This is a genomic window from Streptomyces sp. NPDC086835, from assembly GCF_044745705.1.
Classification (GTDB): Bacteria; Actinomycetota; Actinomycetes; order Streptomycetales; family Streptomycetaceae; genus Streptomyces.
This window is the reverse complement of the sequence record NZ_JBIVAU010000009.1, coordinates 130,774-155,761: the sequence shown is the minus strand read 5'-3', so window position 1 is coordinate 155,761 and position 24,988 is coordinate 130,774. Positions and strand designations below refer to the sequence as shown.

Here is a 24,988-nt window from a genome sequence, read left to right as displayed (position 1 = left end):
CGGGCTCGTGAGTCCCCGCTCTTCGGCGTACACGGGTCCGCGAGTCCCCGCTCTTCGGCGTACACGGGTCCGCGAGTCCCCGTTCACCGGGCGTCCACGAGGTCCCCGCCTCCTCCGCATACGCGAACCGCGCGGACTCGTCGGAGTCCGCGCGGTTCGCGTACGGGGAGGGGCCGGCCGACCGGCCGGCCCCCACCGGGTCAGGTGGTACGGGCGTCCGCCGTGGCCGTGGCCGGAGCGTCCTCGACCTCGTCAGCGACGCTGTCCAGCGTGGTCAGGTCCCGCTCCCTCGTCTCCCGTGCGCAGGCGATGGCCACCACGGTGAGCAGGGCCGCGGCGATCACGTACAGGGCGATGGGCGTCGACGAGTCGTAGTCGGCCAGCAGAGCAGTGGCGATCAGCGGTGCCGGCGCACCGGCCGCGACGGACGAGAACTGCGCGCCGATCGAGGCGCCCGAGTAGCGCATCCGCGTCGCGAACATCTCGGAGAAGAACGCCGCCTGGGGCGCGTACATCGCACCGTGCAGCACCAGACCCACCGTGACGGCGAGCAGCAGGGCGCCGAACCCCGCCGTGTCGATGAGTGCGAAGAACGGGAACATCCAGGCTCCGACGCCGATCGCGCCGATCAGATACACCGGCCGGCGCCCGATGCGGTCGGACAGCGCACCCCACAGCGGGATCACCGCGAAGTGCACCGCGGAGGCGATGAGGACGGCGTTGAGCGCGGTCTGCTTGCTCATGTCCACGGCAGTGGTCGCGTAGACGAGGATGAACGCGGTGATCACGTAGTAGCTGATGTTCTCCGCCATTCGCGCACCCATGGCGATCAGGACGTCGCGCCAGTGGTGACGCAGCACGGCGACGACCGGCATCTTCTCCACCTGACCGGCCTCCGCCTTGCGCTGCTCGGCCTGGGCCAGGGCGGCCTTGAAGACCGGCGATTCATCGACAGAGAGACGAATCCACAGGCCGACGATCACCAGCACACCGGAGAGCAGGAACGGTATGCGCCAGCCCCATGAGGAGAAGGCGGCGTCCGAGAGCAGCGCGGTGAGCGCGGACAGCACACCGGTGGCGAGCAACTGCCCGGCCGGGGCGCCCGTCTGAGGCCACGACGCCCAGAACCCGCGCCGCTTGGCGTCGCCGTGCTCGGACACCAGCAGCACCGCGCCGCCCCACTCGCCGCCGAGCGCGAACCCCTGCACGAGCCGCAGCACGGTCAGCAGGATCGGAGCGGCGGAGCCGATCGTCGCGTGGGTCGGCATGAGTCCGATCGCGAACGTCGCACCGCCCATCAGGAGCAGGCTCAGCACCAGCAGCTTCTTACGCCCGAGCCGGTCCCCGTAGTGCCCGAAGACGAGCGCGCCGAGCGGACGCGCGGCGAAGCCGACGGCGTAGGTGAGGAACGAGAGGAGGGTTCCGACCAGCGGGTCGGAATCCGGGAAGAACAGCTCGTTGAAGACCAGCGCGGCGGCCGACCCGTAGAGGAAGAAGTCGTACCACTCGATGGTGGTCCCGATGAGGCTGGCGGCGACGATGCGCTTGAGCGAGCTGGGCTCGGGCGGGGCGGTTGCGGGGGCGGCCATGGACACCACTTCCGGACAGTTGGCGGGGACGTTTCCGTGTCGCCACACCGTAGGAAGGGCCAGGTCAGGGGCGTATGTGGTGGGACACCATAGTTATACGTGCGAAGGTGCGTGCGCCCACCATGGGGGCGGTGCTGGGCCCCGGGCCCGGTACACCGCGGCGCGCGGCTACGGTGCCCACCATCGAAGCCGCCGGGTGCGGTGACCGTGCCCGTTCCGCCGCTGACGAGCAGGCTCGCGCCGACCTCCGGCGGGCGATGCAGGCCGGCGAGCCGGTCGACGAGATCTTCGAGTCCTTCATCGGCCCGCTGGTCGAAAAGGCGGTCCCGGACGCCGGGGGGTACGTGCCCCTCGCCCAGCGCGAGGAGGCCCTGCAGGTCACCGTTCCTGGTGCGCACCGCCCGGTGCGCTCGGGGACGAGGCTCTGCGTGCGGTACCGGAGCGACACGGTGCGCTACGACGGAACACGCCGGCATGCCGACCACGGAGATCCACTGAGGCTGATCACGCGAGCTACTGCCACCGCCGGTCCAGGCCGCCGCTGCACCCGCACGGCTCCAACACGGTCGGCCGGTTGGAGAGCGGGCGCCGGTGAAGGTGTGCGCCTGCCGTCGGCCGGCTGTGGCGTCATCGGCGCCCCGGCTCCGAGGGTAGAGAGGACGAAGGGCGGGAGTCGTCCTGCCGGCTCGGCTCGTCGAGCCCGCCGCGCGCCCCACGGGATGCGTCCTCACACCGTGCATGTACCCCCTCGGGGTGAGGGAGGGGTAGAAAGCGGGCTCTGTCGAGGCCAGGAGTAAGCCACCTTCCGGCAGTTGGCGGTGGGTGCGCTCCGGGTTGGTTGGCGGTGCCGGTGTGCAATGGGTCGGCGTTGGGGTGATCCACCGCACAGCGCCCTGCCTGGACTCACCTCGGGGTCCCCGCGTAGAACATGGATCATGCCGGAAGAGCCTCCAGCCCCCGAATCCCCGTTGATACAGAGCTTGCGCACGGCCGTCGCCGCGGCACCCGGAGACGTCCCTCTGCGGCTGCACCTGGCCGAGATGCTGCTTTCCGTGGGGCTTCACGACGCCGCCGTGACGGAGGCCGCGGCGGTGTTGCAGCAAGCGCCGGGGGACGCGGCGGCGCGGGAGTTGATGATGCGGGCGATGGGGCATCCGGCGGCTCCCGTGTCCTCGGTGTCCCCGGCCCGGGATGCGGGGCCGTGCACGTCCACCGAGCCGGCCGCGCCCACGGAAGCGGCCGGCACGTCCGAGCCGGGCGTGCCTGCGCCATCGCCCACCGCCGATGAACCGGCCCGCCATGTCGGCGGGTTCGACTGGCGGGCGGCCGAGAAGGAGGTCGACGGCATCGTCGAACCCCGCTTCGTCGAGCCCCCGCTCGCCGCCGACGGCAGCGGTGACCCTGGCGACGCCGAGGCCTGGGAGGTGACCGGTCCCGGCACCGTACGGCTCGCGGACGTCGGCGGCATGCAGGAGGTCAAGGACCGCCTCGAAGCCGCGTTCCTCGCGCCGATGCGCAACCCCGAACTGCGCAAGCTGTACGGCAAGAGCCTGCGCGGCGGCCTCCTCCTCTACGGGCCGCCCGGTTGCGGCAAGACCTTCATCGCGCGCGCCGTGGCCGGTGAACTCGGCGCAAGTTTCCTGTCCGTGTCCGTCAACGACGTCCTCGACATGTGGACGGGCAACTCCGAACGCAACATGCACGAGGTCTTCCAGACCGCCCGTCGTCAGGCACCCTGTGTCGTCTTCCTCGACGAGCTCGACGCGCTCGGCGCCAAGCGCAGCCGAACGCACCACAGCGGTATGCGCAACACCGTCAACCAGCTCCTCACCGAGCTCGACGGCATCGACTCCGCGGCCAACGAAGGCGTGTTCGTCCTCGCCGCGACCAATGTCCCCTGGGACGTGGACATCGCGCTCCGGCGTCCGGGACGGCTCGACCGTACGCTGCTCGTCCTGCCGCCCGACTCAGCCGCGCGCGACGCGATCCTCCGCTACCACCTGCGCGAACGGCCCATCGAGGCAGTCGACCTGGGGCGTCTCGTCAAGGTGACGGACGGCCTCTCGGGCGCGGACCTGGCCCATGTGTGCGAGTCGGCGGCCGAGAGCGCGCTGCTCGACTCGGCCCGCACCGGCCGAATCCGCATGATCGGCACGAAGGACCTGCTCGACGCGGCGAAGTCCGTGGTCCCGTCGACCGAACCGTGGTTCGCGGCGGCGCGGAACGTGGCGATGTTCGCGAACGAGGGCGGGATGTACGACGACCTGGTGACCTACCTGAAGAAGAGGCGGAAGCTGTGAGCGTGGCTCCGGTATTGGCGCGTGCCGGCGCGCTGCAGGCGGCAGAGCGGTTCGCGGAGTCCAAGCCCTTGCTGGCCGGCCACCTCGCCGAGGCTCCGGACGACGAATGGGCCTGGCAGCTGCTCGCCGTCGCCCATGAGAAGCTCGGCGAGTACGAGCCGGCGGAGCGGGCCGCCACCGAGATGCTGCGGATATCCCCGGGGCACGTCGGCGCGCTCATTCTGCTGTCCCGGGTGCTGCTCCGCCTGGGCAGGCAGTCCGAGGCGCGGGCGGCGGCCGAGGAGGCCGTCAGCAGGGCGCCCGACAAGTGGTCCTCGCATTTCGCGCTGTCCGGCGTACTCGTCGCCCATCCGTCAGCCCCGCCCGCCGATCACGAGCGGGCGTACGAGGCGGCCCACGAGGCCGTGCGCCTCGCCCCGCAGGAGCCGGACGCCCACCAGGCCCTGTGCTTCGCGGCCGTACGCACGCAGCGTCAGGACGTCGCGAAGCGGGCCCTGGTCGAATGGCTGCGCCTCGACCCGTCCAATACGACGGCACAGGCCATGTACACCGATGCGACGGCCAACGCCCCGGACGTCTCGGCTGCCCGGGCCGCGGAGGAGTACTCCGCGGGGCTGGCGGGCGCTCCCCAGTCCTCGATGCTGCGCGGCGGCCTCGATCACGCCACGTACCGCCTGTTGCGGGGTACCCGCTGGCTCGCGCTCGGCTGTCTGGCTGCTGCGGGAGCGATGATCGACCTCTTCGCCACGGCCAAGGACCCGACCCTGCGGGAGCTGCCCGTACCGCTCGGCAACCGTCTCTGGGTGCTGGCGGTCATGGTCGCGATCTGGGGCTTCGGAGCGCTGTTGCGCTACTACCGGATGCGTAAGGGCGTACAGCTCAACATCCGCTCCCTCGTACGCCGCGGGCGCTGGGCCCGGATCGCGCTGGGACAGGCGGCGTTGACCACGCTCTGCGCACTGCTGATCTCCCAGATCCCGTGGACCGGCCGGAGTGTGCCCGAGTTCCTCTTCTGGGGGGGGCTGGTGGTGCCGCTGTCGACCATGGCGTACGACCGCAGGAAGACACGGTGACCGGTGCCGGTGGGAAAGTGGAACCTGTGCCCTGGGAGTCCGCCACTGCGATCCCGCCGCACCTCGCTGGTCGCGCCCGAAACCAGGACCTTCAGCGCGCGGCTGTCGAACGGCACGCACAGCACCACGCCCGCTCGGCCGGATCGGCCCTGCGCGCCCCGCAGTCGGGGCTCATGCCCCACGAAACGGAGCTCAAGACTGGTCGGCCAGGGCCGGCAGCCGACGGCCGGTGCCGTCCGCTGTCTACGCCCTCGGGCGGTCCCGCGGCGGACTGACGAGCGTAGAACCCTCCCCGAGATCGCGGTCGACGTCGTCCAGGAAGAAGAACCGCTCCAGCTCGGGGCGGGTCGCTCCTCGGCGAACTTCCCGTACGCCTCAGCCTGCTCATCAGTCAGAACCCCACCGGCACGAGGCGGACCGTAGCCAGCACCGGCGCCCGCCGGGCGATCTTTCCCCCGAACCCAGCGGAGCCCCGGCCGGTGTGCCAGCAGACCATGATCGTTCTCAGCGCCATCGGCTGTACCGATGTTCCCCGACCTGCTGCTTCGGTCGACGTCACTCGCCCATGATTGCCTTCAGGGCGCGTCCCGGTCGAACAGGCTTCATCGAAGTTGCTGTTCAGCGGCCTGGTTACGCGCCGACGGGGCGATGAGTTGATCTTGATGCGACTTCGCACGTGGTCAGCACAGTGGAGCCGCAGTAAATGCGTAGACCTCGCCCTGGCGGCCGGAACGGACCGCCGCAGGTCGCGAGGATCACGGCAGGGGCTCCGTCGCAGTAAATCCGGTATTTACTGCGGCAGTTGCGAACGCACCTCCGCGGTCGAGCATCCGCCCGAATGTGGTTCTGTTATGGGGGCTTGAGGGGAGGGGACTGTGAGTGCCCGACGCGGACCAGGCCTGGCGCCAAGCTGTTTGCCTGGGTCATGCCCGCAGATCTTCCGTCACGGGCAGGCACTCGGCGAGCAGGTCGACGACGTCGCGCCAGGCTCGCTGCGCGTGCTGTGGGTGGTAGCCGACGCCGGGGACCGTGGGGTGGTCGACCGGCGGGTGGTGGAAGGCGTGCAAGGCGCCGCCGTAGACCGCGAGGCGCCAATCGACGCCTGCGGCCTGCATCTCGGCGGTGAACGCGTTCCGTTGTGCGGGCGGCATGATCGGGTCTTCCGACCCGACGCCGGCCCACACCGGGCAGCGAATGCGCGCTGCCTCGCCCGGTCGGCCCGTGGTCAGTGCGTTGACTGTCCCGATCGCGCGCAGGTTGACGCCGTCGCGCCCGAGTTCCAGCCCGACGGCGCCTCCGGTGCCGTAGCCGATGGCGGCGATCCGGTCGGGGTCGGCCCGCGATTCGGTGCGCAACACGTCGAGCGCCGCATGGCCGATGCCCCGCATCCGGTCGGGATCAGCGAGCAGCGGCAGGCAACGGGCCAGCATCTCCTCGGGGTCGCCCAAATAGCGCCCGCCGTGAAGGTCGAAGGCCAGCGCTACGTATCCCAGCTCGGCGAGAGCATCGGCCCGGCGGCGCTCGACGTCGCTGAGCCCCATGCCCTCTGGTCCGAGCAGCACCGCGGGCCGGCGGTCGACACCGGCCGGGAGCGCGAGGTGCCCGATCATCGTCAAACCGTCGGCCGGATACTCGACCGTACGCGTCGTAATCGTCGTCATGAGACTGGACTGTAGTGATCGTCGAGCCCGGTCCGGCCGGTGTTCTGCCGCTGGCAGAGCAGTGCGCGTGTCCCTCTGAAATGCGCGTGTCCCTCTGAAATACGGGGGCCGAGCGCTCAGGGCCGCAAGATCATCTCGTTGCCCCTTTGGCGCGTACCTCGGTCACACCCCTAGGGCCGTCTTGTTCGGATCATCTGATCGTTGGTTCGGGTGTCGTGGACTGACGCGCAGTGGGCGCGGATCGAGCCGTTGCTCCCTGACCGGACGCCGAAGCGGGGTGGCCGGTGGGGAGCCTCCGCGACAGCTGCGACGAGGCCGTCATGGAGGCTGTCCGAGTTGCACTGTCGGGCATGATTCGGAGGCACCGTGCCGACTTGCGAGCGCCAGAGGCGTGAGCCATCGGCCCGTGGGGGCAACGGGCCTGGGCCACGCACCCGGGTCTTCCGAAGCCTCGCCGAGGCCGTGGTCGCCATGGAAACGGGCGCTCGAGGAGACGCCGAAAGACTGGAGCGCGGACTTCTGGAAGTCGCTGCCCGTCGCTCCGGACCCGACAGGCAGCGGTGGGCGGAGCCGGCGCCGAGACCTCTATGGCAGCGGACGTTCCGGGTACCGGCTGACGACACCGGGGGCCGTAGGGTCACCGCTCGGGTGGCGAGTGGCCGGGTGGGGGATCAGGTCGGTGTCGAAGTCGCCGTCGGCGATCTCGCGGGCGAGCTGTGCGAGCTGACGTTGGTGGGCGCGGGCGTAGGAGCGGAAGGCGGTGAACGCGTCGTCGAGTGAGATGTGCCAGCGTTCCGCGAGGATGCCCTTGACCTGTTCCAGGACGATGCGGCTGGTGAGGGCGTACTGGAGTTGGGCACGCTCGATGTGACTGTGGTCCAGGGTGCGCTGCTGCAGGATGGCGATGGTCGCGATGTCGGCCAGTGCCTGAGCGAGGGTGATGTCCTGATCACTGAGGGGAGCGGGGTCGGTCTGGAACAGGGCGAGTGCGCCGATGACGCGGCCGCGCAGTCGTAGCGGTAGTGCGTTGGTGGCCACGAATCCGGTCTCGTGAGCACGGGTGGCGAACTGCGGCCAGCTCTTCGTGGTCTTCGGATCGATGAGGTTGATGTTGGTGCGGGCCTGACCGCTCTTGTAGCAGTCCACGCAGGGGCCTTGGTCGTGCTGCAGGGCGAAGAGTTCCAGCAGCCGGGTATGTTCGTCGGAGGCGGCGATGGTCTGCAGGACGTCGTGCTGGTCGGCCAGCAGGATGCCGACCGCCGCCACGTCCAGCAGTTCCATGCAGCGCACCGAGAGCTGCTGGAGGAAGTCGATCAGGTCGAAGTCGTCCGTCAGGGAGTCTGCGACTTCCACGAAGACCTCGGTGAGCCGTTGTTCGCGGGGCATGTCGATCAGTCCTTGTCCTCGACGGTCGGGGGCCTGCCGTTGTGGTCCAGGCGAAGCCGCCGGTCCACCACGTCCTGGGAGATGTCGGTGAGGGAGCGCCCACTGCTGTAGGCATGCGCACGCAGCCGCAGCAGGGCTTGGGGCAGGGGCAGGGAGAGTTGGACGCTGACCATGCCCGTCGCCTGGTGGATCACGGCGTGCTGCAGCGTGGGCGGGGAGTCGGCGGGGGTCGGCCCGGCAACGCGTGACTCGCCGATGCCCAGGCACCGGGCGGTGAGCGCGTCGGCCAGGATCAGCGCGTCGTCCGCCTGCTGCGCGGTCAGCGGGCCCGGGGTGCGGCGTACGGCGGTCAGGACACCTGTGCGGATCGCGCCGATCCCCATGGGGAAACAGAAGACCGCCCGGGCCGGCAGGGCGGGGGCCTCCATGGCCAGCGCGGGCCAGCGGGCAAGGCGAACGCCGACCAGGTCGGGCACCCACACCATCGCGCCGGTACGGGCCGCGTCGGGCCCGGGGCCCTCCCCGAGGGTGAGCTGAAGGTCCTCGAAGCGGCGTGTCGTGGCGTCCGAGCACCACAGGAGCTCGGTGAGGTCGCCCTCGGTGACCAGGCAGACCGCGAGACCGTCCACGCCCAACGCGGCGGCGCCGACCGCGGTGACGTCGGCGATCTGGCCGAAGCCGTCGTCGGACTGCAGCAGACGCAGAACCCCGACCATGCGGTCACTGATCACCCACCACCACCTTGCCCCGTGCCGCCGGCGCCGAGCGGGCTCTTGGTCATGCTTCCCGGCCCGGTCACGAGGCCAGCGATGTGGGACGCCCGGCGGCCAGGTCGTCCGCGACGGCGGCACGCGACGCGGACGCCAAGGGCCGTTCGTCGAGGAGGAAGCCGGTGGCGGTCAGATCCAGGAGGCGGGTCAGCATCGGATTCGGGTGGCGCAGACACAGAGACCCTCCGGCCGTGGTGGTGAGCCGAGATGCGACGAGGAAGGCATTGAGGCCGCTGACATCGCAGAAGGTGAGGAGGGTCAAGTCGATGTCGACCGTACGGATTCCGTCCCCCAGGCAGTCTTCGATCACCCCGCGCACGGAGTGCGCCGTCTCCAGGTCGAGTTCACCCGCCAGGGCGATGGTCGCGTGGCTTCCCCGGTCGCGACGGTGGATGCTCAAGCTTGAGAGAACAGGCATAGTGCCTCAGTTCTTGTGACCACCGGGTGCAGCGCCGGGCGGGCCTGGAATTTCGGCCCGTCTGGCACGTCATTCCGCGTGGTCGGACGCCTTTACAGGTCAGGCGGGAGCGACGGATGGCAACCCTGTTGCAGGGCCGTGAACCCGACCACTTCGCCTCGAATGCGGGCCTGAGGATCGGGACGTCCTGTCCGCTCCCCGCAGGCACCAGCACGACAACAGCAATGGGCCACGCCGAGGTCTGGGACGTCCGTCGCAGCATAGCCCCTCGCGTCCACGGCCCGGCAGCCGTTCCTCGGCCACAGCCTTCCAGCGACCCCGCGGCACCTTGCTCCGGCGGCCGGCTTCACAGGCCCTCTTTTCGCCGGTGCCCCATCGGTCACTCGTGACGCTCGCGGTCCCGACGGTCCTGACGGTTCCAGTGGCTCGGGCGCTGTCGCCTGTACCGGCGGTCCCACCGGTCCAGACGATCCCTGTAAGCCCGGTAGTCCTGGTATCCCTGGTACCCGGAATCGCCGCCGCGGGACCCACCCCTGGCGCCTCCTCGGCCGGAGTGCACGAGACCGAAGATGAGAACGGCTGCGGCCACCCACCAGACGGGGCTGAGGAAGCCGAGGCCGAACAGGGCCACGAGGAGGATGAGAAGTAGGACGGACATGGCCAACCTTCCCGGAGCACAACAGAACATTGCTGCCGGGGACCAGGGCCTCACTCAACACCGTAGCCCTGTCCGGAGGTTACGGATAGCGCCCCTGCCTCGGCCCTGATCTCAGGGAACAGCCGAAGGCCACCCCGACTCATTTCGGCGGGGTGGCCTTTTTGGCACCGACGCGCCGTGTGCGGCCCGGGGTCAAGCGGCCGCCGACACAGCGACGTACGCCGGCGCCGCCCAGGCCAGTGCGGCGGCAGGCAGGGCTCGTACGGGCGGATCGCCGTGGCGCAGGTGAACCACCGCGGCCCCGGTCATCAGCAGCGCCAGCCCGACCGCGGCGACCGTACCGAGGGCGGGTGCGGCCAGTCCCACCAGCAGCTGCGGGGTGTTGGGGAGGTAGCCGACGACCCGGTCGCCCGTCCCCACACCGAGGTCGCGCAGGGTGGCGGCGACGGAGGCGACCTGGGCGCGCAACTGCTCGCCGGTCACTTCGTATCCGGAGCCGGTCTCGTCGAGCGCGACGATCGCCATGTCCTCGTCGGCGAGGTTGCGCAGGGCGTGGTGGGCGTAGTTGAGGGTGGCGCCGGGAAACCAGCGGGCGCCGGGCATGGTCTCCTCGGCCAATACCCGCTCGTACGGGGTCGATGCTCCGATGTCGAAGTACGCCCAGACCGCGGCCCCAGAACCCTTCGAGGTCGGTGACGGACCAGCGGTGCGGGGCGGTGTAGTCGGTGGGATCCTCGACCGTCTTGCCGCCCCGTTGCGTGGCTGCTGCCCACCGGGCGAAGTCGACGATGCGACTGGCGCCTGCGGCCTCCGGCTCGGGAGTGAAGAAGGGGGTCGGATACGGCGTGTTCATCACGTCGTGCTCCTCAACAGCGCTCTCTCGACGGTCCGTCGGGAAGGGAGGGAGTTTCGTGTGGTGTGCAGCAGGGATGCCCAGCCGGCGGTGTCCGTGAAGTCGCGGCCCCCGGATGGGACGACGTCCGCGACGACACGGTCGGGGCGCAGCAGCACCGCTTCCGCCCGTCCCTCACGCAGCCAGTCGGCCAGGTGGCCGTCGTCGCCGAGGCCGGTCACAGGGATGACGCGCGCGCCGAGCCCGTGGGCGAGCGCTGTCAGCGAAGGTGAAAGAGGAGCGGCGGTCAGGACGGCGAAGGAGTCGCCGAGCACGTCGTCGGGGCGGGCGCGCCGCCCGTCGATGGTTACCCACGGCTGCGGGCAGGAGCGGCCCACGAGACCGCGCCCGCCCAGGGGGAACCTCCCACGCCCACTCGGCGCGCTGTGGGGGAGGGCACGACGCCGTACGAGCGGACCCGCGGCCAGGGCCGGACTGAGGTCGCGCCCCGCCGCCGTAGTGAGGCCGGGGATGCGGCAGGCCGCGCCGAGGACTCTGCGCCGGACGGCGGCGGCGCCGTCCTGGCCGCCGGTCATGGCCCAGCCCATCCCGACCGCGAGGCGGATCACATGCCGGGCGTGCGGTTTGCGTTCGCTCTCGTAGGTCTCCAACAGCCTTTCGTCCGCGCCCTGCCGGAGGACACGCGCCAGCTTCCATGTGACGTTGCAGGCGTCGCGCAGTCCGGCACACAGTCCCTGCCCGACGAACGGCGGGGTGAGGTGCGCGGCATCGCCGAGGAGGAACACCCGGCCGCGCTGCCACCGGTCGGCGATGCTGGCCCGGAAGGTGTACTGCGCCTGTCGCACCACGTCGAAGTCGGTGCCGTGTGCGAGGTCATCCCACGGGGCGATCAGCGCGCGCAACCGCTCGTGATCGAGTTCCGACGCGTCCAGCAGCCGGAACTCCCACCGGTAGCGGTCCTCGTCGATACGCATGAAGGTCGCCGGCCGGTTCGGGTCGCAGACCTGATCGACGCCCTCCCAGCTGCGGACCGGGAGGCTGGTGCGCACGTCGATGGCGGTCCAGCGTTCCTCGAAACGCAGGTCCTCCCACACCGCGCCGATGGCGTCGCGGGTCACGCTGTTGGCGCCGTCGCAGCCGAGGACCGCGTCCGCCCGCAGGAGGTGATCGCCCTCGTCGTCCCGGTACGTCACACGGACCGGCCCGCCGGCGTCCTCCTCGACGCCGACGACCCGCATGGTCTCCAGGGGTCCGGCGGCCTGGTCGACGGTCATGTGCGGCTCACTTCGGGTCTCGGTTCGCGTCGGTCAGCTCGAGTCGGCCACGGGGGTGCGCTGCTCGCCGGAGTCGATGCGCCCGTCCGGTGTGGCGATCGTCGCGGTCACCACATCGCCCTGCCGCAGGTAGCGCGGATTCTTCGCCTGGCTCTTGAAGAACGCCTTCCACTTCCCGGCGGGCGGCAGGAGCGAGCCGATCTTCTCGACCGGTTTGGACGGCGCCTTGAGGGCCGTACCGCCGAGGGTGCCGGTCAGCAGCAGGTCACCGGGGTCCAGGTCTGGAACCGGGCCAACAGGGTCAGCGCCTGCGCCGGACGACCAAGTCAGGGTTGGCACAAAATAGGCGCCCATCAGCGGGTTTTCCGTGGATGGGGGGCCAGGTCATGCCGCATAGGCCGCCTGCGGGCCGTCGTGCCCTTCACCGGCCGCCCGGTACATGGCCAGTGGACCGGCGAGGGATTCGGGTCGTCCAGCTTCGCCCTGACCGCTTCCTGAATGCGTCCCGCCGGGTCGGTCCGGCAGCCGCCGCGTATACCGCGCAGCAACAGCTCCCGCCCGAGGCGGGCGGCGAGTCCCGGCACGTCCGCACTGCTCACGGTCACCATGGTCATCGCCACATCGGCAGCTGGATCACCAGCGCCCGCATTGCACCAGTCGGTCACTACCGGGCCTCGCCGGGTCAGAATGACATTGTGATCTCGTACACCCGTGGCACCGGATACCCGCATGCCGCAAGGTGCGTCATCAAGCGTGACTCCAGACCGGTGGGCCCCCCGTGCCGGTATCGCCGCAGCACCCTGGACTCATCCAGGGCATACACATCAGCATCCCGGCCCTGCGCGATCAACTCCATGCGGCGCAGTCTGTCTTGACGGCCCAGCTCGCGCGAGCAGGGCGAACGTTGCCTGATCCGGCACTAGCCCCGCAAGGCGGCGAGTTCGCGCACCGTCGCCATGTCGCTGAAGGGGAGCAGCTGTTCGCCGATGATCTGGTACGGCTCGCTGCCCTTCCCCGCGACCAGGACGATGTCGTCCCCTTCCGCGGCGGACAGCGCGAAGTCGATCGCCCGGCGGCGGTCGGCGAACCGCTCGAACCGGGTCCCGGTCGCCGTGAGCCCCGGCGTGATCTGGTCCAGGATCTTCTCGGGGTCTTCGTTCCGCGGGTTGTCCGAGGTGAGGACGCACAGGTCGGAGAGAGTTCCGGCGATCTCCCCCATCCGCGCGCGCTTGGTGACGTCCCGGTCGCCTCCGCAGCCGAAGACGGTGATGACCCGGCCGGTGGCGAAGCCCCGGATGGCCGTGAGCACCTTGTCCAGGGAGTCGGGAGAGTGTGCGTAGTCCACGATCACGGTTGTGCCGCGGGGAGTCTTGAAGCGTTCGAAGCGCCCCGGGACCGGGGGCATCCGGTCGAGCGCGGTGACCAGTCCTGTCAGGTCGTGCCCAAGGACATGGCAGGCCGCCACGGCGGCCAGCGCGTTGGCCACCGAGAACCGCCCGGGGACGGGGATCGCAGCGGGGTACTTGCGTCCGGCGTGGTGGAGGGTGAAGCGAGTACCGAGCGCGTCCATGCTGAGGTCGGTCGCGCGGTAGTCGGCCTCTGCGTCGAGCGCGTACGTCGTGACCGCGCCCGGCATCATCGCCCGGATCCCGGCTCCCACAGGGTCGTCCGCGTTGACCACCGCGCGCCGGCACAATCCCTGGAACAGGCGCAGCTTGGCGTCCCGGTAGTTCTCCATGGTCCCGTGATCGTCCAGGTGGTCCTGCGTGAGGTTGGTGAAGATCCCCACGTCAAGGAACGCGCGGTCCACCCGGTGGGTCAACAGGCCCATCGACGTGGCCTCCAGGACCACGGTGCTCACCTCGCGGTCGCGCATGCACCCCAGCAGGTACTGGAAGTCCGGCGACTCCGGCGTACTCAGCACCGATCTCGGCATCGGGATCACTTCGTCGCCGATCCGGCTGCCGGCCGTCCCGATGACCCCCACTCGTGCGCCCTCGGCGATCCGGAGCACGGACTCGAACATGTACGACACCGAGGTCTTCCCGTTGGTGCCCGTGACGGCCACCATGTCCATCTCCCGCCCGGGCTCGCCGTAGTAGCGGGAGGTGACCACCGCGGCCGCCTTGCGCGTGTCAGGGACCCGTACGACACACACTCCGGCGGTCGACGACACGATCCCTGCCGCGAGATCGGGCGCCGCGTCGTCGACGAGCACCGCGACCGCGCCACGTGCCAGAGCCGGGCCGACGAGCTCGGGGCCGCCCTCGAAGTGACCGGGCACCGCGATGAACAGCGAACCCGGCGAGACGCGGTCGGCGTCGAAGCACGTTCCCGCGGTGATCCTCGTCTCCGGATCACCCAGTAGAACCTCATGGTCGTGCCCGGCCAGCAACTCGCTCAACTTCACAGGGGTCCTTTCGAGGGTGCGACTGGGCCGGTGGTCCGGCCGTCACCGAGGGCGATGCCGGACGGCACGCCGAGGAGTCGCTGGGGTGGTGCTCAGCAGACAGATCAGTGGAGCGGTGTTCCGGAAACCGGAAAGAAGCCCCGGCTGCGCGGAAAGGGCTCCGCGGGCGGGGCGGAAGGGGGAAAGTGCCCGTCGAGCAGGTCAGCCGTGGCCGTGCAAAGCGCGGCAGCGGGCCCCGGGGCCGGTGGTGCACAGCGCGCGAGGTGCCTGTCGCAGGCCCTTCCTCACCGCATGTGTGCAACGCATGGGTGGAGTGTACGTCCACCGGGGGCCGACCCCGCCCTGCTTCGCCCCGACCATACGGCGACGGTGTGCCCTGACGGTGGCGCTCCGCGCCGCCGGCCCGACGCACGCTGGGGCTGGCAGGCCCAGCGACTGCCGGGTGACGGCGGCATCCTGGTCCACGTCCACGTCCACGACGGTGCCCCGACGACGGCCCCGAACCCCACCTCGACGACCTCGCGCCGTCACGGAGAACCGGCGACCCGCTGCTCCCGGTCCAGGCGGTTCTGCTTCTGCCAGTGCGTCCAGGCCGGGCCCTGGTAAACCTCGTGCAGGATCTCGTCCACTTGGGCGCCCGAGATCCGGGGGCCTCGGCTCGTCCCCTATGTCGCCGTGCAGGTCGTCGATCTTCTTCACCAGCGGCCCGGCCGTGATGCCCTCGACCTGTCTCCGAATGCGGTGGCACCCGGTCGCAGAGTCCCGCGCCCGACGTACGGTGGACCATGATTGCTCGCTTCCTGTGAAAGGCGCAGCACATGTCGGAGAGCAGCAACCCGGTTGAGGTGATCTCGGATCCGGTCGCCTGGGTGGTCGGCGGACGGGCCGAGGTCCGCGACGACGAATGGGGGGAGGTGTCCGCGGTGATCCGGCTGGACGAGCGATTCGGGCCTGACGCACTCGCCGGCCTGGACTCCTTCTCCCATGTGGAGGTCGTCTACCACTTCGACCGGGTCCCGGTGGAGAAGGTGGAAACAGGGGCCCGGCACCCACGCGGCAACACCGACTGGCCGCTGGTGGGCATCTTCGCCCAGCGCGGCAAGAACCGTCCCAACCGTCTTGGTGTCTCGCGCTGTCGCCTGTTGCGCGTCGATGGACTCGAGGTCCACGTGCAGGGCCTGGACGCGGTCGACGGTACGCCCGTACTCGACATCAAGCCCTACATGGTCGAATTCGGCCCCCTCGGCGCCACCACCCAGCCCGCCTGGGCCACCGAGATCATGCGCCAGTACTACTGACGCAGCGCCCGCTGTCGTCCTCCTGCCTCTATCAGGCGCGCGTGCGACATCGCTCGTACTCGCGGAGCAGCTCCTTGTTGGGCCGATTCGCCACTTCCTGACGGACGTTGAGGTACGTGGCATATCGACGCAGCAGCAACTCCACGCTGTTGCGGGCTCCTCGGCGACCGTGGTCGGCGGCAGTGCCTGCGTTCAGCCACGTTGACGGAGCGAGTGCCGAAGGCTGATTCGCTCCGATCCTCACTCAGGCGACTCGATAGGATCGCGCCATGATGAAGCATCCCGTGGCCGCGCTGCCAGAGGCTGAGTACCGACGCGTCTGGGACCGCTTCTACGAGGACTTCAACTTCCGTCCCAGTATGAGTTCGTTCAAGTGGCCTTCCATCAAGGAGCCTGTCGCGTCGGTCACCTGGAGCCTTACTGCGCTTGACGACGATCCGGGTTACGAGTGCCTGGACCGCATGGTCGACGTGGTCGAGCAGGGGCTGGCCTCCTGCGTCGGCCCGCAGGGCACGCTTCTCGCGCTCGACTGGCAGCACACGTCGTATCGCTTCGCACCGCAGGAGGCTGGTGGTCCTGGGCGGCCGGCCTGGCCTCTGAGCCCGTACCCCGACGGGGATTACCACATCTATCTCTCGGAAGACTTCCGCTACGGCAGTTTTGGGCACCCTTGGGAAGAGTCCCTCTGCCTGTTCGGTGAGGAACTCCTCGACACCGTGTCCGCGGAGGTCGACAAGGTCCTTGGCTCACCGATCCGCAGGTCCGGCAAGGCAGTGGGCCCCGCCTGAGCTCGGTTTCGGCTCAGGGTCTCGTGAGAATGCGTGCCCTCAGCAGGGCGAAGGAGGCGCGTCCACCGGTGCGGGGCAGGAGAGGCCGGCCCCGTCGCCGCCCACATCAGCCGTTCCCTGACACTCGGCGCGCGGTCCAAGAGTCCGCTGAGCTGCATGCCTTGTCAGGCGAGGTCACTCCTGGCAGAGGAGTGAAGTCATCAGGCATGACGTCCAGCAGGCTCCTCACACGGTCTCTCGCACGCAGGGTGATGAGCAGTTCGCTCGTTCTTCGGCGGCCCCTGCGCCGATCTGACCCCGTCGTCCCCGGGAGCACGTCGACGAGACGGGGCCCAACCCGCGTCCGTACGGCGTCCTTCCGACCGGAATGCGCGGTTCCCGGCTGACAAGCATCTGCCATGGCGAGGACTTGCCATCATGAGGCCTTCACGCCGGCAGTCACCGGTCGATAGACCCATGGCATGCACTCCCCCTCCCAAGCTTCCGCCTTCCGGCGCAGACGCCGGCGGCTGTTCACAGCAGCCACCGCGGTGCCGCTGTTGGCCTCGGGTCTCGCCGTTCTGCAGGCACCCGCACAAGCCGCCCCGATCAAGCCCACCGTCACCGCCAAGCCCTCGGGGACCCACAAGGTCACCCTTGTCACCGGCGACGTCGTCACGGTCACCACGACCGCCGACGGCAAGCAGACCGTCGAGGTCGACCGGCCGGACAGCGCCGTCGGCGGCGTCAAACTCCAGGAGATCAAGGGCGACTTGTTCGCCATCCCGGACGAAGCGGTGCCGCTGCTGGGAACGGACAAACTGGACCGGCGGCTGTTCAACGTCACCGACCTGATCGAGATGGGGTACGACGACGCGAAGTCGGCCGCCGTACCGCTGATCGCGACCTACGCCGAGCCGAAGTCCCGCGCCGCCGCTGAGCCGACGGCCCCCCGCGGCAGCAAGCTGACCCGCAAGCTCAAGGGCATCCGCGGCGCGGTGCTCAGCACCGAGAAGCGGCAGGCCCGCACCTTCTGGACCTCCGTCGCGCCGCAAGGCAGCGCCACGCTGGGCGCGGGTGTCGACAAGCTGTGGCTCGACGGTCGCGTCAAGGCCAGCCTCAAGGAGAGCGTGCCGCTGATCGGCGCGGGCGAGGCATGGGCGGCCGGCTACACCGGCAAGGGCGTCAAGGTCGCGGTGCTCGACACCGGCATCGACGCCGACCATCCCGACTTCGCCGGCCTGATCGACGGCACGGCGAGCTTCGTGCCGGGTGAGGCCGTCGACGACGTCAACGGGCACGGCACGCATGTGGCCGGCACGATCGTCGGTTCGGGCACCGCCTCGGGTGGCGAGAACAAGGGCGTCGCCCCCGGCGCCGACCTGTACGTCGGCAAGGTACTCGGCGGCGCGGAGGGCTACGGCCAGGACTCCTGGGTCATGGCCGGCATGCAGTGGGCCGCCGAGTCCGGTGCGGACGTCGTCAACATGAGCCTCGGCGACTCCTATCCCACGGACGGCAGCGATCCGATGTCGCAGACGGTCGACGCGCTCTCCGCGCAGTACGGCACTCTGTTCGTCATAGCCGCCGGCAACTCGGGCCCGGAGAGCATCTCCGCCCCGGGTGCGGCCGCCGCGGCGCTGACCGTGGCGGCCACGGACAAGCAGGACCGGCTCGCGTCCTTCTCCAGCACCGGCCCGCTCGCCCACTCCGGCGGCATGAAGCCGGACATCGCGGCGCCGGGCGTGGACATCACCGCGGCCCGGTCTCAGGAGATGACCGGCGGTGGTGAGGGCCTCTACCGCACCATCAGCGGTACCTCGATGGCCACCCCGCACGTGGCCGGTGCGGCGGCGATCCTGGCCCAGCAGCATCCGGACTGGACCGGCGCGCAGCTCAAGGAGCATCTGACGAGCACCGCGAAGGGCCTGGACGGCGGATACTCGCCGTACGAGGTCGGCACCGGCCGTCTCGATGTGGCCACGGCCGTGCGCACCACCGTCCGAGGCACCGGATCGCTCTTCTTCGGCAACCACACATGGCCGCACGAGCCGAGCGACGTCGCCGTCACGAAGGACCTGACCTTCACCAACACCGGTTTTGCCGACGTCACTTTGAACCTGGCGCTGAGCAACACCGACGGCCCGTTCACGCTGGGCGCCGCCACGGTGACCGTCCCTGCGGGCGGCACGGCCGCCGTTCCCGTGACCGGCGACCCGCGGACCGCCTCGGCGGGTCGGCACGTCGGATACGTGACAGCCACCGACGCGGCGACCGGCAAGCACGCGACCCGCACGTCCCTGGCGCTGCTCAAGGAGGAGGAGCGCTACGACCTGAACATCAAGCTGGTCGGCAAGGACGGTAAGCCCGCCGCCGGCTGGGTCTCGGTCAACCTGGCCGGCGACCTCTGGCCGTGGTCGCTCTACGTCGCCGGCTCGACGACCATGCGCATGGCGCCCGGCCTCTACACCGTCGCGGGGTACCTCGACGTGGCGGGCGAGAAGGCGGACCGCTCAGGTCTCGCCGTGCTGGTCGACCCGGAGACCGTGCTCAAGGACGGCTCCGCCGATGTGGTGCTGGACGCGAGCAAGGCACGCCTGCTGCAGACCGAGGCGCCGCAGCGCACCGAGGACCGTCAGCGCAAGGTCGACTTCAACGTCCACTACGAGGGCCTCGACCCGTACATGGACTACCGCAGCGCGTACGTGCTGCCGCCGACGTACGACGACGTCTACGTGGCACCGACGGCGCCCATGAAGCAGGGCGAGTTCATGCTGACCACCCGCTGGCGCAAGGGCGAGCCGCAGCTCAGCCTGAGCTCGTTGGACGGTCGGTTCCGGTTCGAGACGCTCGTGCAGGCGGGCAGCGCGCTGGGCACCACCACGGACAGACTGGAGGCCGTCTACGCGGGCGACGGCGCGGCGGCCGCGTACGAGAAGGTCAGGGCCAAGGGCAAGGTCGTCGTTGTCGGGCGCAGCGACCAGGTCTCCCCGCAGGAGCGCGCAGAGGCCGCGGTCGCGGCCGGCGCGAAGGCGCTGATCGTGGTCAACGACGGGGTCGGGGCCCTGATGGAGTACGTCGGCGAGTCGACCGTTCCCGTCGCCACCGTGCACCGCGACGCGGGCAAGGCCCTCATCTCGATGGCCAAGGCCGGCAACCTCAAGCTGACCGTGAAGCAGACCGAGCACACGCCGTTCGTCTACGACCTGACCCGCGAGTACCCCGGCCAGGTGCCGGACCGGGCCCTGGTCTACAAGCCCACCCAGGGCGACCTCGCCCGCGTCGAAGCCCGCTACTACGCCGCCGCCGGCGGCCGTTCGGCGGAAGGCTACCGGTCCGACTTCACCCTCAGCCCGTCGTTCAACTTCCCCGACCGCGAGTGGCACCCGGGCACCCGCACCGAGTGGGTGACTCCCGGCCAGGTCTGGAGGGAGTTCCACACGCAGGGCGTCGACGGGCCCCTGCCATGGTCGATGGTGTCGGGCGACAACACGTACACCAAGGGCAGCACCACCCGGCTGGACTGGTTCTCCCCGGCGACCCGGCCCGCCCAGAGCGAGTCCTTCGGGGTGTACAACTCCCGTTGGCAGAACTACATGACCTGGAACGTGCAGGCGTGGGCCTCCGCAAGCGACACCATGCGTCTCGGCGGCTACCTGCCGTGGGGTGAGACACCGTCCCACCTGCGGATCTTCCAGGGCGACAAGCTGATCCACAACAACCCGGTCGGCGGCGACATGCAGTGGGTGGCGGTGCCGGCGGGCAAGCTCCCCTACCGCGCCGTCCTGGACGTGGAGCGGCCCGGTGACGTCTTCCGGCTGTCGACCCGCACCCACAGCGAGTGGACCTTCATGTCCGACACCGTCGACTCCGACTTCTTCGAGCGATTCTCGGTGCTGAACCTGGACTACAAGCTGGAGACGGACCTGCACGGTGACGTCAGGGCCAACGCGACCCAGCAGCTCGCGCTCAAGCCGGTGTCGATGGACCTCGGCACCGTGCCGGGCACCGTCACCACGGTGACGCTGGACGTCTCGTACGACGACGGCGCCACCTGGCAGAAGGTGACCCTGACCAAGGGCGCCGACGGCTACTGGACGGGTTCGTTCAGGACGGCCAAGAAGCCCGGTGGCTTCCTCTCGGTCCGTGCGAGCGCCGGGACGGACAGCGGATACAGCGTCAAGAACGAGATCATCCGGGCGTACGGCCTGCGATGAGCCGCACTGTCGGGCCCCGGGGAGGCGACTCCCCGGGGCTCCCCCCGCACCCGCTCCCAGCAGGGACTGTTCGAGATCTGCTGCCATGGCGCATACTCTCCCCGCTGCGGCAAGCGGAAGAGAGTCGGTCGCCGATGCTGGATGTTCTGGGCCTCGAACCCGATGACGAGCGCGTCTACCGGACGCTGCTCGGACAGCCGAACTCCACCGCGGTCCATCTCTCGGAGGTGGTCGCCGTGTCGCAGGCCCACGTCGACAAGGCGCTGTGCCGCCTGGTCGAGTGGGGGCTGGTGACCAGGTCGGCGGACGAGCGGTTCACCGCCGCGCCGCCGGCGATGGCACTCGGTGCTCTCATCAGCCAGCGCCGGGACGGACTGCGTAGGGCCGAACAGGCACTGGTGACCTTCGCCGAGGAACACCGCGCCGCGATGACCGGCAGCAGCATCACCGATCTGATCGAGGTCGTCACGGGCGCCGACGCCATCCGTCATCGATTTCTCCAGGTGCAGCAGGCGGCCCGGACACAGGTCCGCTCCTTCATCACCGCACCGTTCGTCGCCCTGCCTCCCGACGAGAACACGGCCGAGCCCATGGCCCTCGACCGCGGAGTGCTCTTCCGCGCGGTACTGGACCGCGCCGTGCTGGCAGAGCCTGGCATCGTCCAGGACGCTGTCGATTCCCAGCGCAACGGCGTGCAACTGCGCGTCGCCGACCATCTCCCCATGAAACTGGTGCTGGCCGACGCCGACCTGGGCCTTGTCCCGCTCGCGGTCACACCGGCCGGAGAGCCAGGCGCCGTGCTGCTGCACCGCAGCGGCCTGCTGGACGCGCTGGACGCGCTGTTCGAGACGGTATGGCGCACGGCCCACCCGCTCGAGTTGTCGGGCCCCGCGGGCTCCCCACCCACCGTCGAGTTCGGTCCGCAAGGCCCGACCGAGCTCGACCGCAGGATCCTCGCGCTGCTCCTGGCCGGTCTCACGGACCTGACGGCCGCGACGCAACTCGGTCTGTCACCGCGCACGCTGCACCGGCGCCTGCGTCATCTCATGGACATGGCCGGAGTCCGGACCCGGATTCAGCTCGGCGCCCACGCTGTGCGGAACGGCTGGACGGAGCCCCTGTGAACGAGGACAGCCACCTGCCCCGGTGCGGTCCGCCGGGACATCACGCCGGCGGGCTGCCGGTGTAGAGGACGACGCTCCTCCACCTCCGATCAGGACCTCATACTGCCGCCGCCCGCAGCCCTCTCGCGCGGGGGCTGCGGCGTGGCCGCCGGGCCCTGCGGGAGCAGTTCCGTGGTGACGAAGGCGGTCACGGCCGCCAGGATCACCACCGGGATCGTCTCGGCGTTCCCGAGAACCAGGACGACCAGGGCCACGCTGCTGACCGGGAGCCGCAGCGCGGCTGCCGAGGCCGCGGCCATCCCGGCGGCAGCACCGGGGATCACCCCGAGTCCAGGGAGCGGAGCAAGCAGCACACCTGCCGCCGCGCCCAGGAACAGGACCGGGAACACCAGGCCACCACGCAGGCTGCCCAGGCACAGGGCGTACGCGGCGAACTTGAACAGCAGGACGGCCAGCAGCGCACCCACACTCCAGGCATGCGGATCGGCAGCCAACCCGGTCAACGTGGCCTGGCCGGACGAGGCGACCTCCACCGGAGTGCGGCCCGTGGCGACCGCATAGAGGGCCGCGCAGCCGCCGGCGGCCACAGCGCAGACCACCGTACGGACGAAGGGGGCCCCCGCCACGAAAGCGGCTGTCAGACGCCCCCCGGCGATCACGAGGTGGACCAGCACACCGATGCCTACCGCCAGCACCATCGACCACACCACGTCCCCGGCGTCCAGACGCGGCGGCGATGTCGGGAAGTGGACGGAGAGACTGCCGGTCTCGAGCCCCGTCCAGCGTCCGAAGCCCGTGAACACGACCCCCCCGACGCCGCTCGAGAGAAGCGCGGGAAGTATGACGACGAACAGTTGCGGTCCGCCCACACCCGCCACCTCGATCAACAGCACCGCGGCGATGAGCGGATTGCCGAAGATCGCGGCGATGGCCGCCGCCGCGCCGGCCGCACCCAGCAGTGCGGTGCTCTCCGGGGTGGCGGGGGCGCGGACGAGATGCCGGAAGAGCAGGGCCAGACCACCGCCGAGCGCGATCAGTGGCGCCTCCGGGCCGAGGACCGCACCGAGCGGCAGGCTCGCGGTCGCGGCGATGACCACCCCGGGAAGAGCGGCCGCCGAGGCCCCTCCAGGGTGCAGGCCGGACGCGGGAACGTGACCGCCGGCGCCGGGCAGACGGGTCACCACCAGCCCCACGACGACGCCGGCGACGGCGAGCAGGGGCAGCGGCCACCAGGCCGGAGGGACGTCCCAACCCCACGCCTTCGGCAGGTCCGCCCACATCACGTGCTCCAGCTCGTGCAGGGCGACGAGGAACCAGAACGCCGCCAGGGAGATCGGGATGCCGATCAGAGCGCTGAAGACCAGGACCTTGCGGTATGCGGGTGTACGCAGGAGATCCCGCAGCCGGTCGGCCTCGGCGGACTGGGCGGGCTGTGGGGAGGGGGCCTTCGGCGCCGTCAGGGGGTCAGTCCTTCCGGACGCGGGACGAAAGGGTCATGGTTCACGCTGCTCCGGCGCGGAGGAGGACCGGCGTCGCTCGAGCCCGACCTGTACCGCACCGACCATGACCTTGGCGATCAGGCCCACCAGGATGAGGTCCGCCACCATCTGAATCGTGGTCAGCACCCGCGCGGTCTCAGAGACGGGCACGATGTCACCGAAGCCGACGGTGGCGAAGACCGTCACCGTGAAGTACAAGGCGTCGGTCTTGTCGAGCGGTTCCGAGAAGGAGCGCGCTCCCTGCTCCTCGGCGTACAGGAGATAAGTGGCCGAGAACAGGAGCAGAAAGAGAGGGACGGCTGTGGTCAGCGCCTCGACGGCGCGCAACCGGGGGTACGACGAGGCGGCGATGCTGACGGCTTGCAGGGCGAGCAACGCTCCGATTCCCACCAGTCCCAGGGCGAGAACCGTGGCGGTGCTCCCGTCGACATCACGGTCGAAGGGGAGCAGGTAGTACGCCGTGGTGGTCGCGGCCACCACGACCGACGCACGCAGGAGTGACAGGAGCAGACGCAGGCGGCCGGAGCGTAGCCACCGGCCCTGGTCACGTTCCTGCGGCGTGCTCATGAGGGGCGTGGCGCTCTCTCGCCGTCCCGCAGGCGGGCTGAGCGCCCCCGGTGACGGCGCGGCCTCCCGCCCCTCTCCAACTCCGCGCTGCGGCGCTCGAGGTCCGGCACCCCGGTCCGTACCCCCGCCGGAGAGGGGATGCCGTGTGATCGATCCGGCCGGTTCGGCTGGGGTTCCATACGGATCTCCTGAGAGGGCACTCGGGGGATGGTTCGCGAGCGGCGGAGACCCGCCAGTCCAGCAAAAGCGCTCCTTCCGGGTCCCGCTACCGGAGCGGCCGGCCGCGTTCGGCCGGCCGGATGAACTCCCCACGCGGCTGCATACCCACCATGCTCCGGCCCTACGGCCGCGGTCCCCGCGTCGGGGGCCGGGGCGTCTCACGGCGTGACGATCGGGAATCGCTTGGCCGGGACGGTCGTGAGCGCGAACAGGCGCTCGAGCAGGCCGAGGTCGCCGTCGTGCTCGACCTCTTCGACGCCCTGGCCCGCGAGGAGGCCGATCAGCTGGGGTCTGCTGACGGTGAGCGTGAGCCCGGCGGGTGTGCGGGGCGGGCTGTCGGCATCCACGGGCCGGTGCGGGAGAGCGCCGTTGTGCAGGGTCAGCCGATGCCTGCGTCCTTCCTCGGGAAGGACCACGTCGATGGTGAGATCCTCGCCCCCGGCCCGGGGCCCGTCGAACCTGATGGCGACGGAGTCGAGCAACTGCTCGGTCGTGAGAGCCACGATCATCTCGGGATTGGTGACATCGGCGACGTGACCTCCGACGCCGGAGCGCAGCTCGAGGGCGGTGGTCAGAGAACCCCTTCTCGGCGTAGGCGCGCGCCTTGGCCAAGGCGCTGTCCCGGCCCCCGGCGAGATCGACGTGCCGCTTCGCCTGCTCGGTGGGCGGGTGTTCCCACAGGGTGGCGGGATTGCCTTCGAACCACCCCAGATACCGGTGGTAGACCGCCTTGGCGTTGTGGCTGAGCGAGCCGTAGTAGCCGCGTGTGTTCCAGGCCTCCTCGAGGGCCGGCGGCAACTGGATCGTCTCCGCGATCTCGGCGGCCACGAGTCCGTCGTTGAGCATCCGGAGAGTCTGGTCGTGCAGGTAGGCGTACAGGTCCCGCTGGTCGCTCAGCAGGTGGA

General features: G+C 70.2%; 17 protein-coding genes and 5 pseudogenes. 7 read left to right on the top strand and 15 right to left on the bottom strand.

Annotated elements, in window-relative coordinates:
* Nucleotides 1-200 precede the first annotated feature (200 nt).
* Entirely contained in the window at nt 201-1,589 is a 1,389-nt protein-coding gene (locus tag ACIPJI_RS26740; protein ID WP_307705044.1) for an MFS transporter, read from the bottom strand.
* Here ACIPJI_RS26740 and ACIPJI_RS26735 point away from each other — a divergent pair.
* The 3 genes and pseudogenes from ACIPJI_RS26735 to ACIPJI_RS26725 form a co-directional block, all read left to right on the top strand.
* Nucleotides 1,540-1,978 (top strand): annotated as a pseudogene (locus ACIPJI_RS26735) (hypothetical protein); the annotation flags it as partial. The gene ACIPJI_RS26740 and the pseudogene ACIPJI_RS26735 overlap by 50 nt on opposite strands.
* Nucleotides 1,979-2,524: 546 nt before the next feature.
* Nucleotides 2,525-3,889, top strand: coding sequence for an AAA family ATPase (locus ACIPJI_RS26730; RefSeq protein ID WP_402249325.1), 1,365 nt, complete (start codon nt 2,525-2,527; stop codon nt 3,887-3,889).
* A gap of 2 nt (nt 3,890-3,891) precedes the next feature.
* A complete protein-coding gene (locus ACIPJI_RS26725; protein WP_402249323.1) occupies nt 3,892-4,962 on the top strand; it encodes a hypothetical protein in 1,071 nt (356 codons plus the stop codon).
* Between the two features lie 923 nt (nt 4,963-5,885).
* Here ACIPJI_RS26725 and ACIPJI_RS26720 read toward each other — a convergent pair.
* The 10 genes and pseudogenes from ACIPJI_RS26720 to ACIPJI_RS26675 form a co-directional block, all read right to left on the bottom strand.
* The gene (locus ACIPJI_RS26720) at nt 5,886-6,623 is read right to left on the bottom strand and encodes a dienelactone hydrolase family protein (protein ID WP_356620439.1); all 738 of its coding nucleotides are present in this window, start codon (nt 6,621-6,623) and stop codon (nt 5,886-5,888) included.
* Between the two features lie 585 nt (nt 6,624-7,208).
* Nucleotides 7,209-8,009 carry a GAF domain-containing protein gene (locus ACIPJI_RS26715; RefSeq protein ID WP_402249321.1) on the bottom strand — a complete coding sequence of 267 codons (801 nt, stop codon included), beginning with the start codon at nt 8,007-8,009 and terminating at the stop codon, nt 7,209-7,211.
* A gap of 5 nt (nt 8,010-8,014) precedes the next feature.
* The gene (locus tag ACIPJI_RS26710; protein ID WP_356620441.1) at nt 8,015-8,740 is read right to left on the bottom strand and encodes an ANTAR domain-containing protein; all 726 of its coding nucleotides are present in this window, start codon (nt 8,738-8,740) and stop codon (nt 8,015-8,017) included.
* A gap of 64 nt (nt 8,741-8,804) precedes the next feature.
* The gene (locus ACIPJI_RS26705) at nt 8,805-9,179 is read right to left on the bottom strand and encodes an STAS domain-containing protein (protein WP_356620442.1); all 375 of its coding nucleotides are present in this window, start codon (nt 9,177-9,179) and stop codon (nt 8,805-8,807) included.
* Between the two features lie 868 nt (nt 9,180-10,047).
* Nucleotides 10,048-10,167 (bottom strand): annotated as a pseudogene (locus ACIPJI_RS26700) (invasion protein); the annotation flags it as partial.
* Nucleotides 10,168-10,179: 12 nt separating this feature from the next.
* Nucleotides 10,180-10,708, bottom strand: a pseudogene (locus ACIPJI_RS26695) (acetyl-coenzyme A synthetase N-terminal domain-containing protein); the annotation flags it as partial.
* Complete coding sequence (locus ACIPJI_RS26690) at nt 10,708-11,982, bottom strand: FAD-dependent monooxygenase (protein ID WP_402249319.1); 1,275 nt, start codon at nt 11,980-11,982, stop codon at nt 10,708-10,710. The gene ACIPJI_RS26690 and the pseudogene ACIPJI_RS26695, both read right to left, overlap by 1 nt.
* Before the next feature lie 33 nt (nt 11,983-12,015).
* Nucleotides 12,016-12,302: pseudogene (locus ACIPJI_RS26685) on the bottom strand (fumarylacetoacetate hydrolase family protein); the annotation flags it as partial.
* A gap of 33 nt (nt 12,303-12,335) precedes the next feature.
* On the bottom strand, nt 12,336-12,713 hold the full coding sequence (locus tag ACIPJI_RS26680; RefSeq protein ID WP_402249317.1) for a phosphotransferase: 378 nt from the start codon (nt 12,711-12,713) through the stop codon (nt 12,336-12,338).
* Between the two features lie 188 nt (nt 12,714-12,901).
* Nucleotides 12,902-14,392 carry a UDP-N-acetylmuramoyl-L-alanyl-D-glutamate--2,6-diaminopimelate ligase gene (locus ACIPJI_RS26675; RefSeq protein ID WP_356620443.1) on the bottom strand — a complete coding sequence of 497 codons (1,491 nt, stop codon included), beginning with the start codon at nt 14,390-14,392 and terminating at the stop codon, nt 12,902-12,904.
* Between the two features lie 818 nt (nt 14,393-15,210).
* Between ACIPJI_RS26675 and ACIPJI_RS26670 the strand changes: the two genes are divergently transcribed.
* The 4 genes from ACIPJI_RS26670 (at nt 15,211) to ACIPJI_RS26655 (ending at nt 21,798) form a co-directional block, all read left to right on the top strand.
* Nucleotides 15,211-15,690 (top strand): SAM-dependent methyltransferase, encoded by a 480-nt coding sequence (locus ACIPJI_RS26670; protein ID WP_402249315.1) that lies wholly within the window; start codon nt 15,211-15,213, stop codon nt 15,688-15,690.
* A 269-nt stretch (nt 15,691-15,959) separates the two neighbouring features.
* On the top strand, nt 15,960-16,478 hold the full coding sequence (locus ACIPJI_RS26665; protein WP_402249313.1) for a DUF2716 domain-containing protein: 519 nt from the start codon (nt 15,960-15,962) through the stop codon (nt 16,476-16,478).
* 461 nt (nt 16,479-16,939) lie between these two features.
* Nucleotides 16,940-20,674, top strand: a complete 3,735-nt coding sequence (locus ACIPJI_RS26660) for a S8 family peptidase (protein WP_402249311.1) — start codon at nt 16,940-16,942, stop codon at nt 20,672-20,674.
* 134 nt (nt 20,675-20,808) lie between these two features.
* On the top strand, nt 20,809-21,798 hold the full coding sequence (locus ACIPJI_RS26655) for a helix-turn-helix domain-containing protein (RefSeq protein WP_402249309.1): 990 nt from the start codon (nt 20,809-20,811) through the stop codon (nt 21,796-21,798).
* Nucleotides 21,799-21,887: 89 nt separating this feature from the next.
* On the opposite strand, the gene ACIPJI_RS26650 is transcribed toward ACIPJI_RS26655, so the two are convergent.
* The 4 genes and pseudogenes from ACIPJI_RS26650 to ACIPJI_RS26635 form a co-directional block, all read right to left on the bottom strand.
* Complete coding sequence (locus tag ACIPJI_RS26650) at nt 21,888-23,078, bottom strand: chloride channel protein (RefSeq protein WP_402249307.1); 1,191 nt, start codon at nt 23,076-23,078, stop codon at nt 21,888-21,890.
* Nucleotides 23,079-23,291: 213 nt separating this feature from the next.
* Complete coding sequence (locus ACIPJI_RS26645; protein WP_402249553.1) at nt 23,292-23,864, bottom strand: potassium channel family protein; 573 nt, start codon at nt 23,862-23,864, stop codon at nt 23,292-23,294.
* Nucleotides 23,865-24,241: 377 nt separating this feature from the next.
* A complete protein-coding gene (locus tag ACIPJI_RS26640; RefSeq protein ID WP_402249305.1) occupies nt 24,242-24,592 on the bottom strand; it encodes an alkyl sulfatase C-terminal domain-containing protein in 351 nt (116 codons plus the stop codon).
* A gap of 130 nt (nt 24,593-24,722) precedes the next feature.
* Nucleotides 24,723-24,929 (bottom strand): annotated as a pseudogene (locus ACIPJI_RS26635) (alkyl sulfatase dimerization domain-containing protein); the annotation flags it as partial.
* Nucleotides 24,930-24,988 lie beyond the last annotated feature (59 nt).

Bases quoted from the DNA above. Each gene is read 5' to 3' on its own strand.
- ACIPJI_RS26690 (WP_402249319.1), bottom strand. From the start codon at position 11,982: ATGACCGTCGACCAGGCCGCCGGACCCCTGGAGACCATGCGGGTCGTC.
- ACIPJI_RS26645 (WP_402249553.1), bottom strand. From the start codon at position 23,864: ATGAGCACGCCGCAGGAACGTGACCAGGGCCGGTGGCTACGCTCCGGC.
- ACIPJI_RS26680 (WP_402249317.1), bottom strand. From the start codon at position 12,713: ATGCGGGTATCCGGTGCCACGGGTGTACGAGATCACAATGTCATTCTG.
- ACIPJI_RS26730 (WP_402249325.1), top strand. From the start codon at position 2,525: ATGCCGGAAGAGCCTCCAGCCCCCGAATCCCCGTTGATACAGAGCTTG.
- ACIPJI_RS26655 (WP_402249309.1), top strand. From the start codon at position 20,809: ATGCTGGATGTTCTGGGCCTCGAACCCGATGACGAGCGCGTCTACCGG.
- ACIPJI_RS26715 (WP_402249321.1), bottom strand. From the start codon at position 8,009: ATGCCCCGCGAACAACGGCTCACCGAGGTCTTCGTGGAAGTCGCAGAC.
- ACIPJI_RS26660 (WP_402249311.1), top strand. From the start codon at position 16,940: ATGCACTCCCCCTCCCAAGCTTCCGCCTTCCGGCGCAGACGCCGGCGG.
- ACIPJI_RS26640 (WP_402249305.1), bottom strand. From the start codon at position 24,592: ATGATCGTGGCTCTCACGACCGAGCAGTTGCTCGACTCCGTCGCCATC.
- ACIPJI_RS26670 (WP_402249315.1), top strand. From the start codon at position 15,211: ATGTCGGAGAGCAGCAACCCGGTTGAGGTGATCTCGGATCCGGTCGCC.
- ACIPJI_RS26720 (WP_356620439.1), bottom strand. From the start codon at position 6,623: ATGACGACGATTACGACGCGTACGGTCGAGTATCCGGCCGACGGTTTG.
- ACIPJI_RS26740 (WP_307705044.1), bottom strand. From the start codon at position 1,589: ATGGCCGCCCCCGCAACCGCCCCGCCCGAGCCCAGCTCGCTCAAGCGC.
- ACIPJI_RS26650 (WP_402249307.1), bottom strand. From the start codon at position 23,078: ATGTGGGCGGACCTGCCGAAGGCGTGGGGTTGGGACGTCCCTCCGGCC.
- ACIPJI_RS26665 (WP_402249313.1), top strand. From the start codon at position 15,960: ATGATGAAGCATCCCGTGGCCGCGCTGCCAGAGGCTGAGTACCGACGC.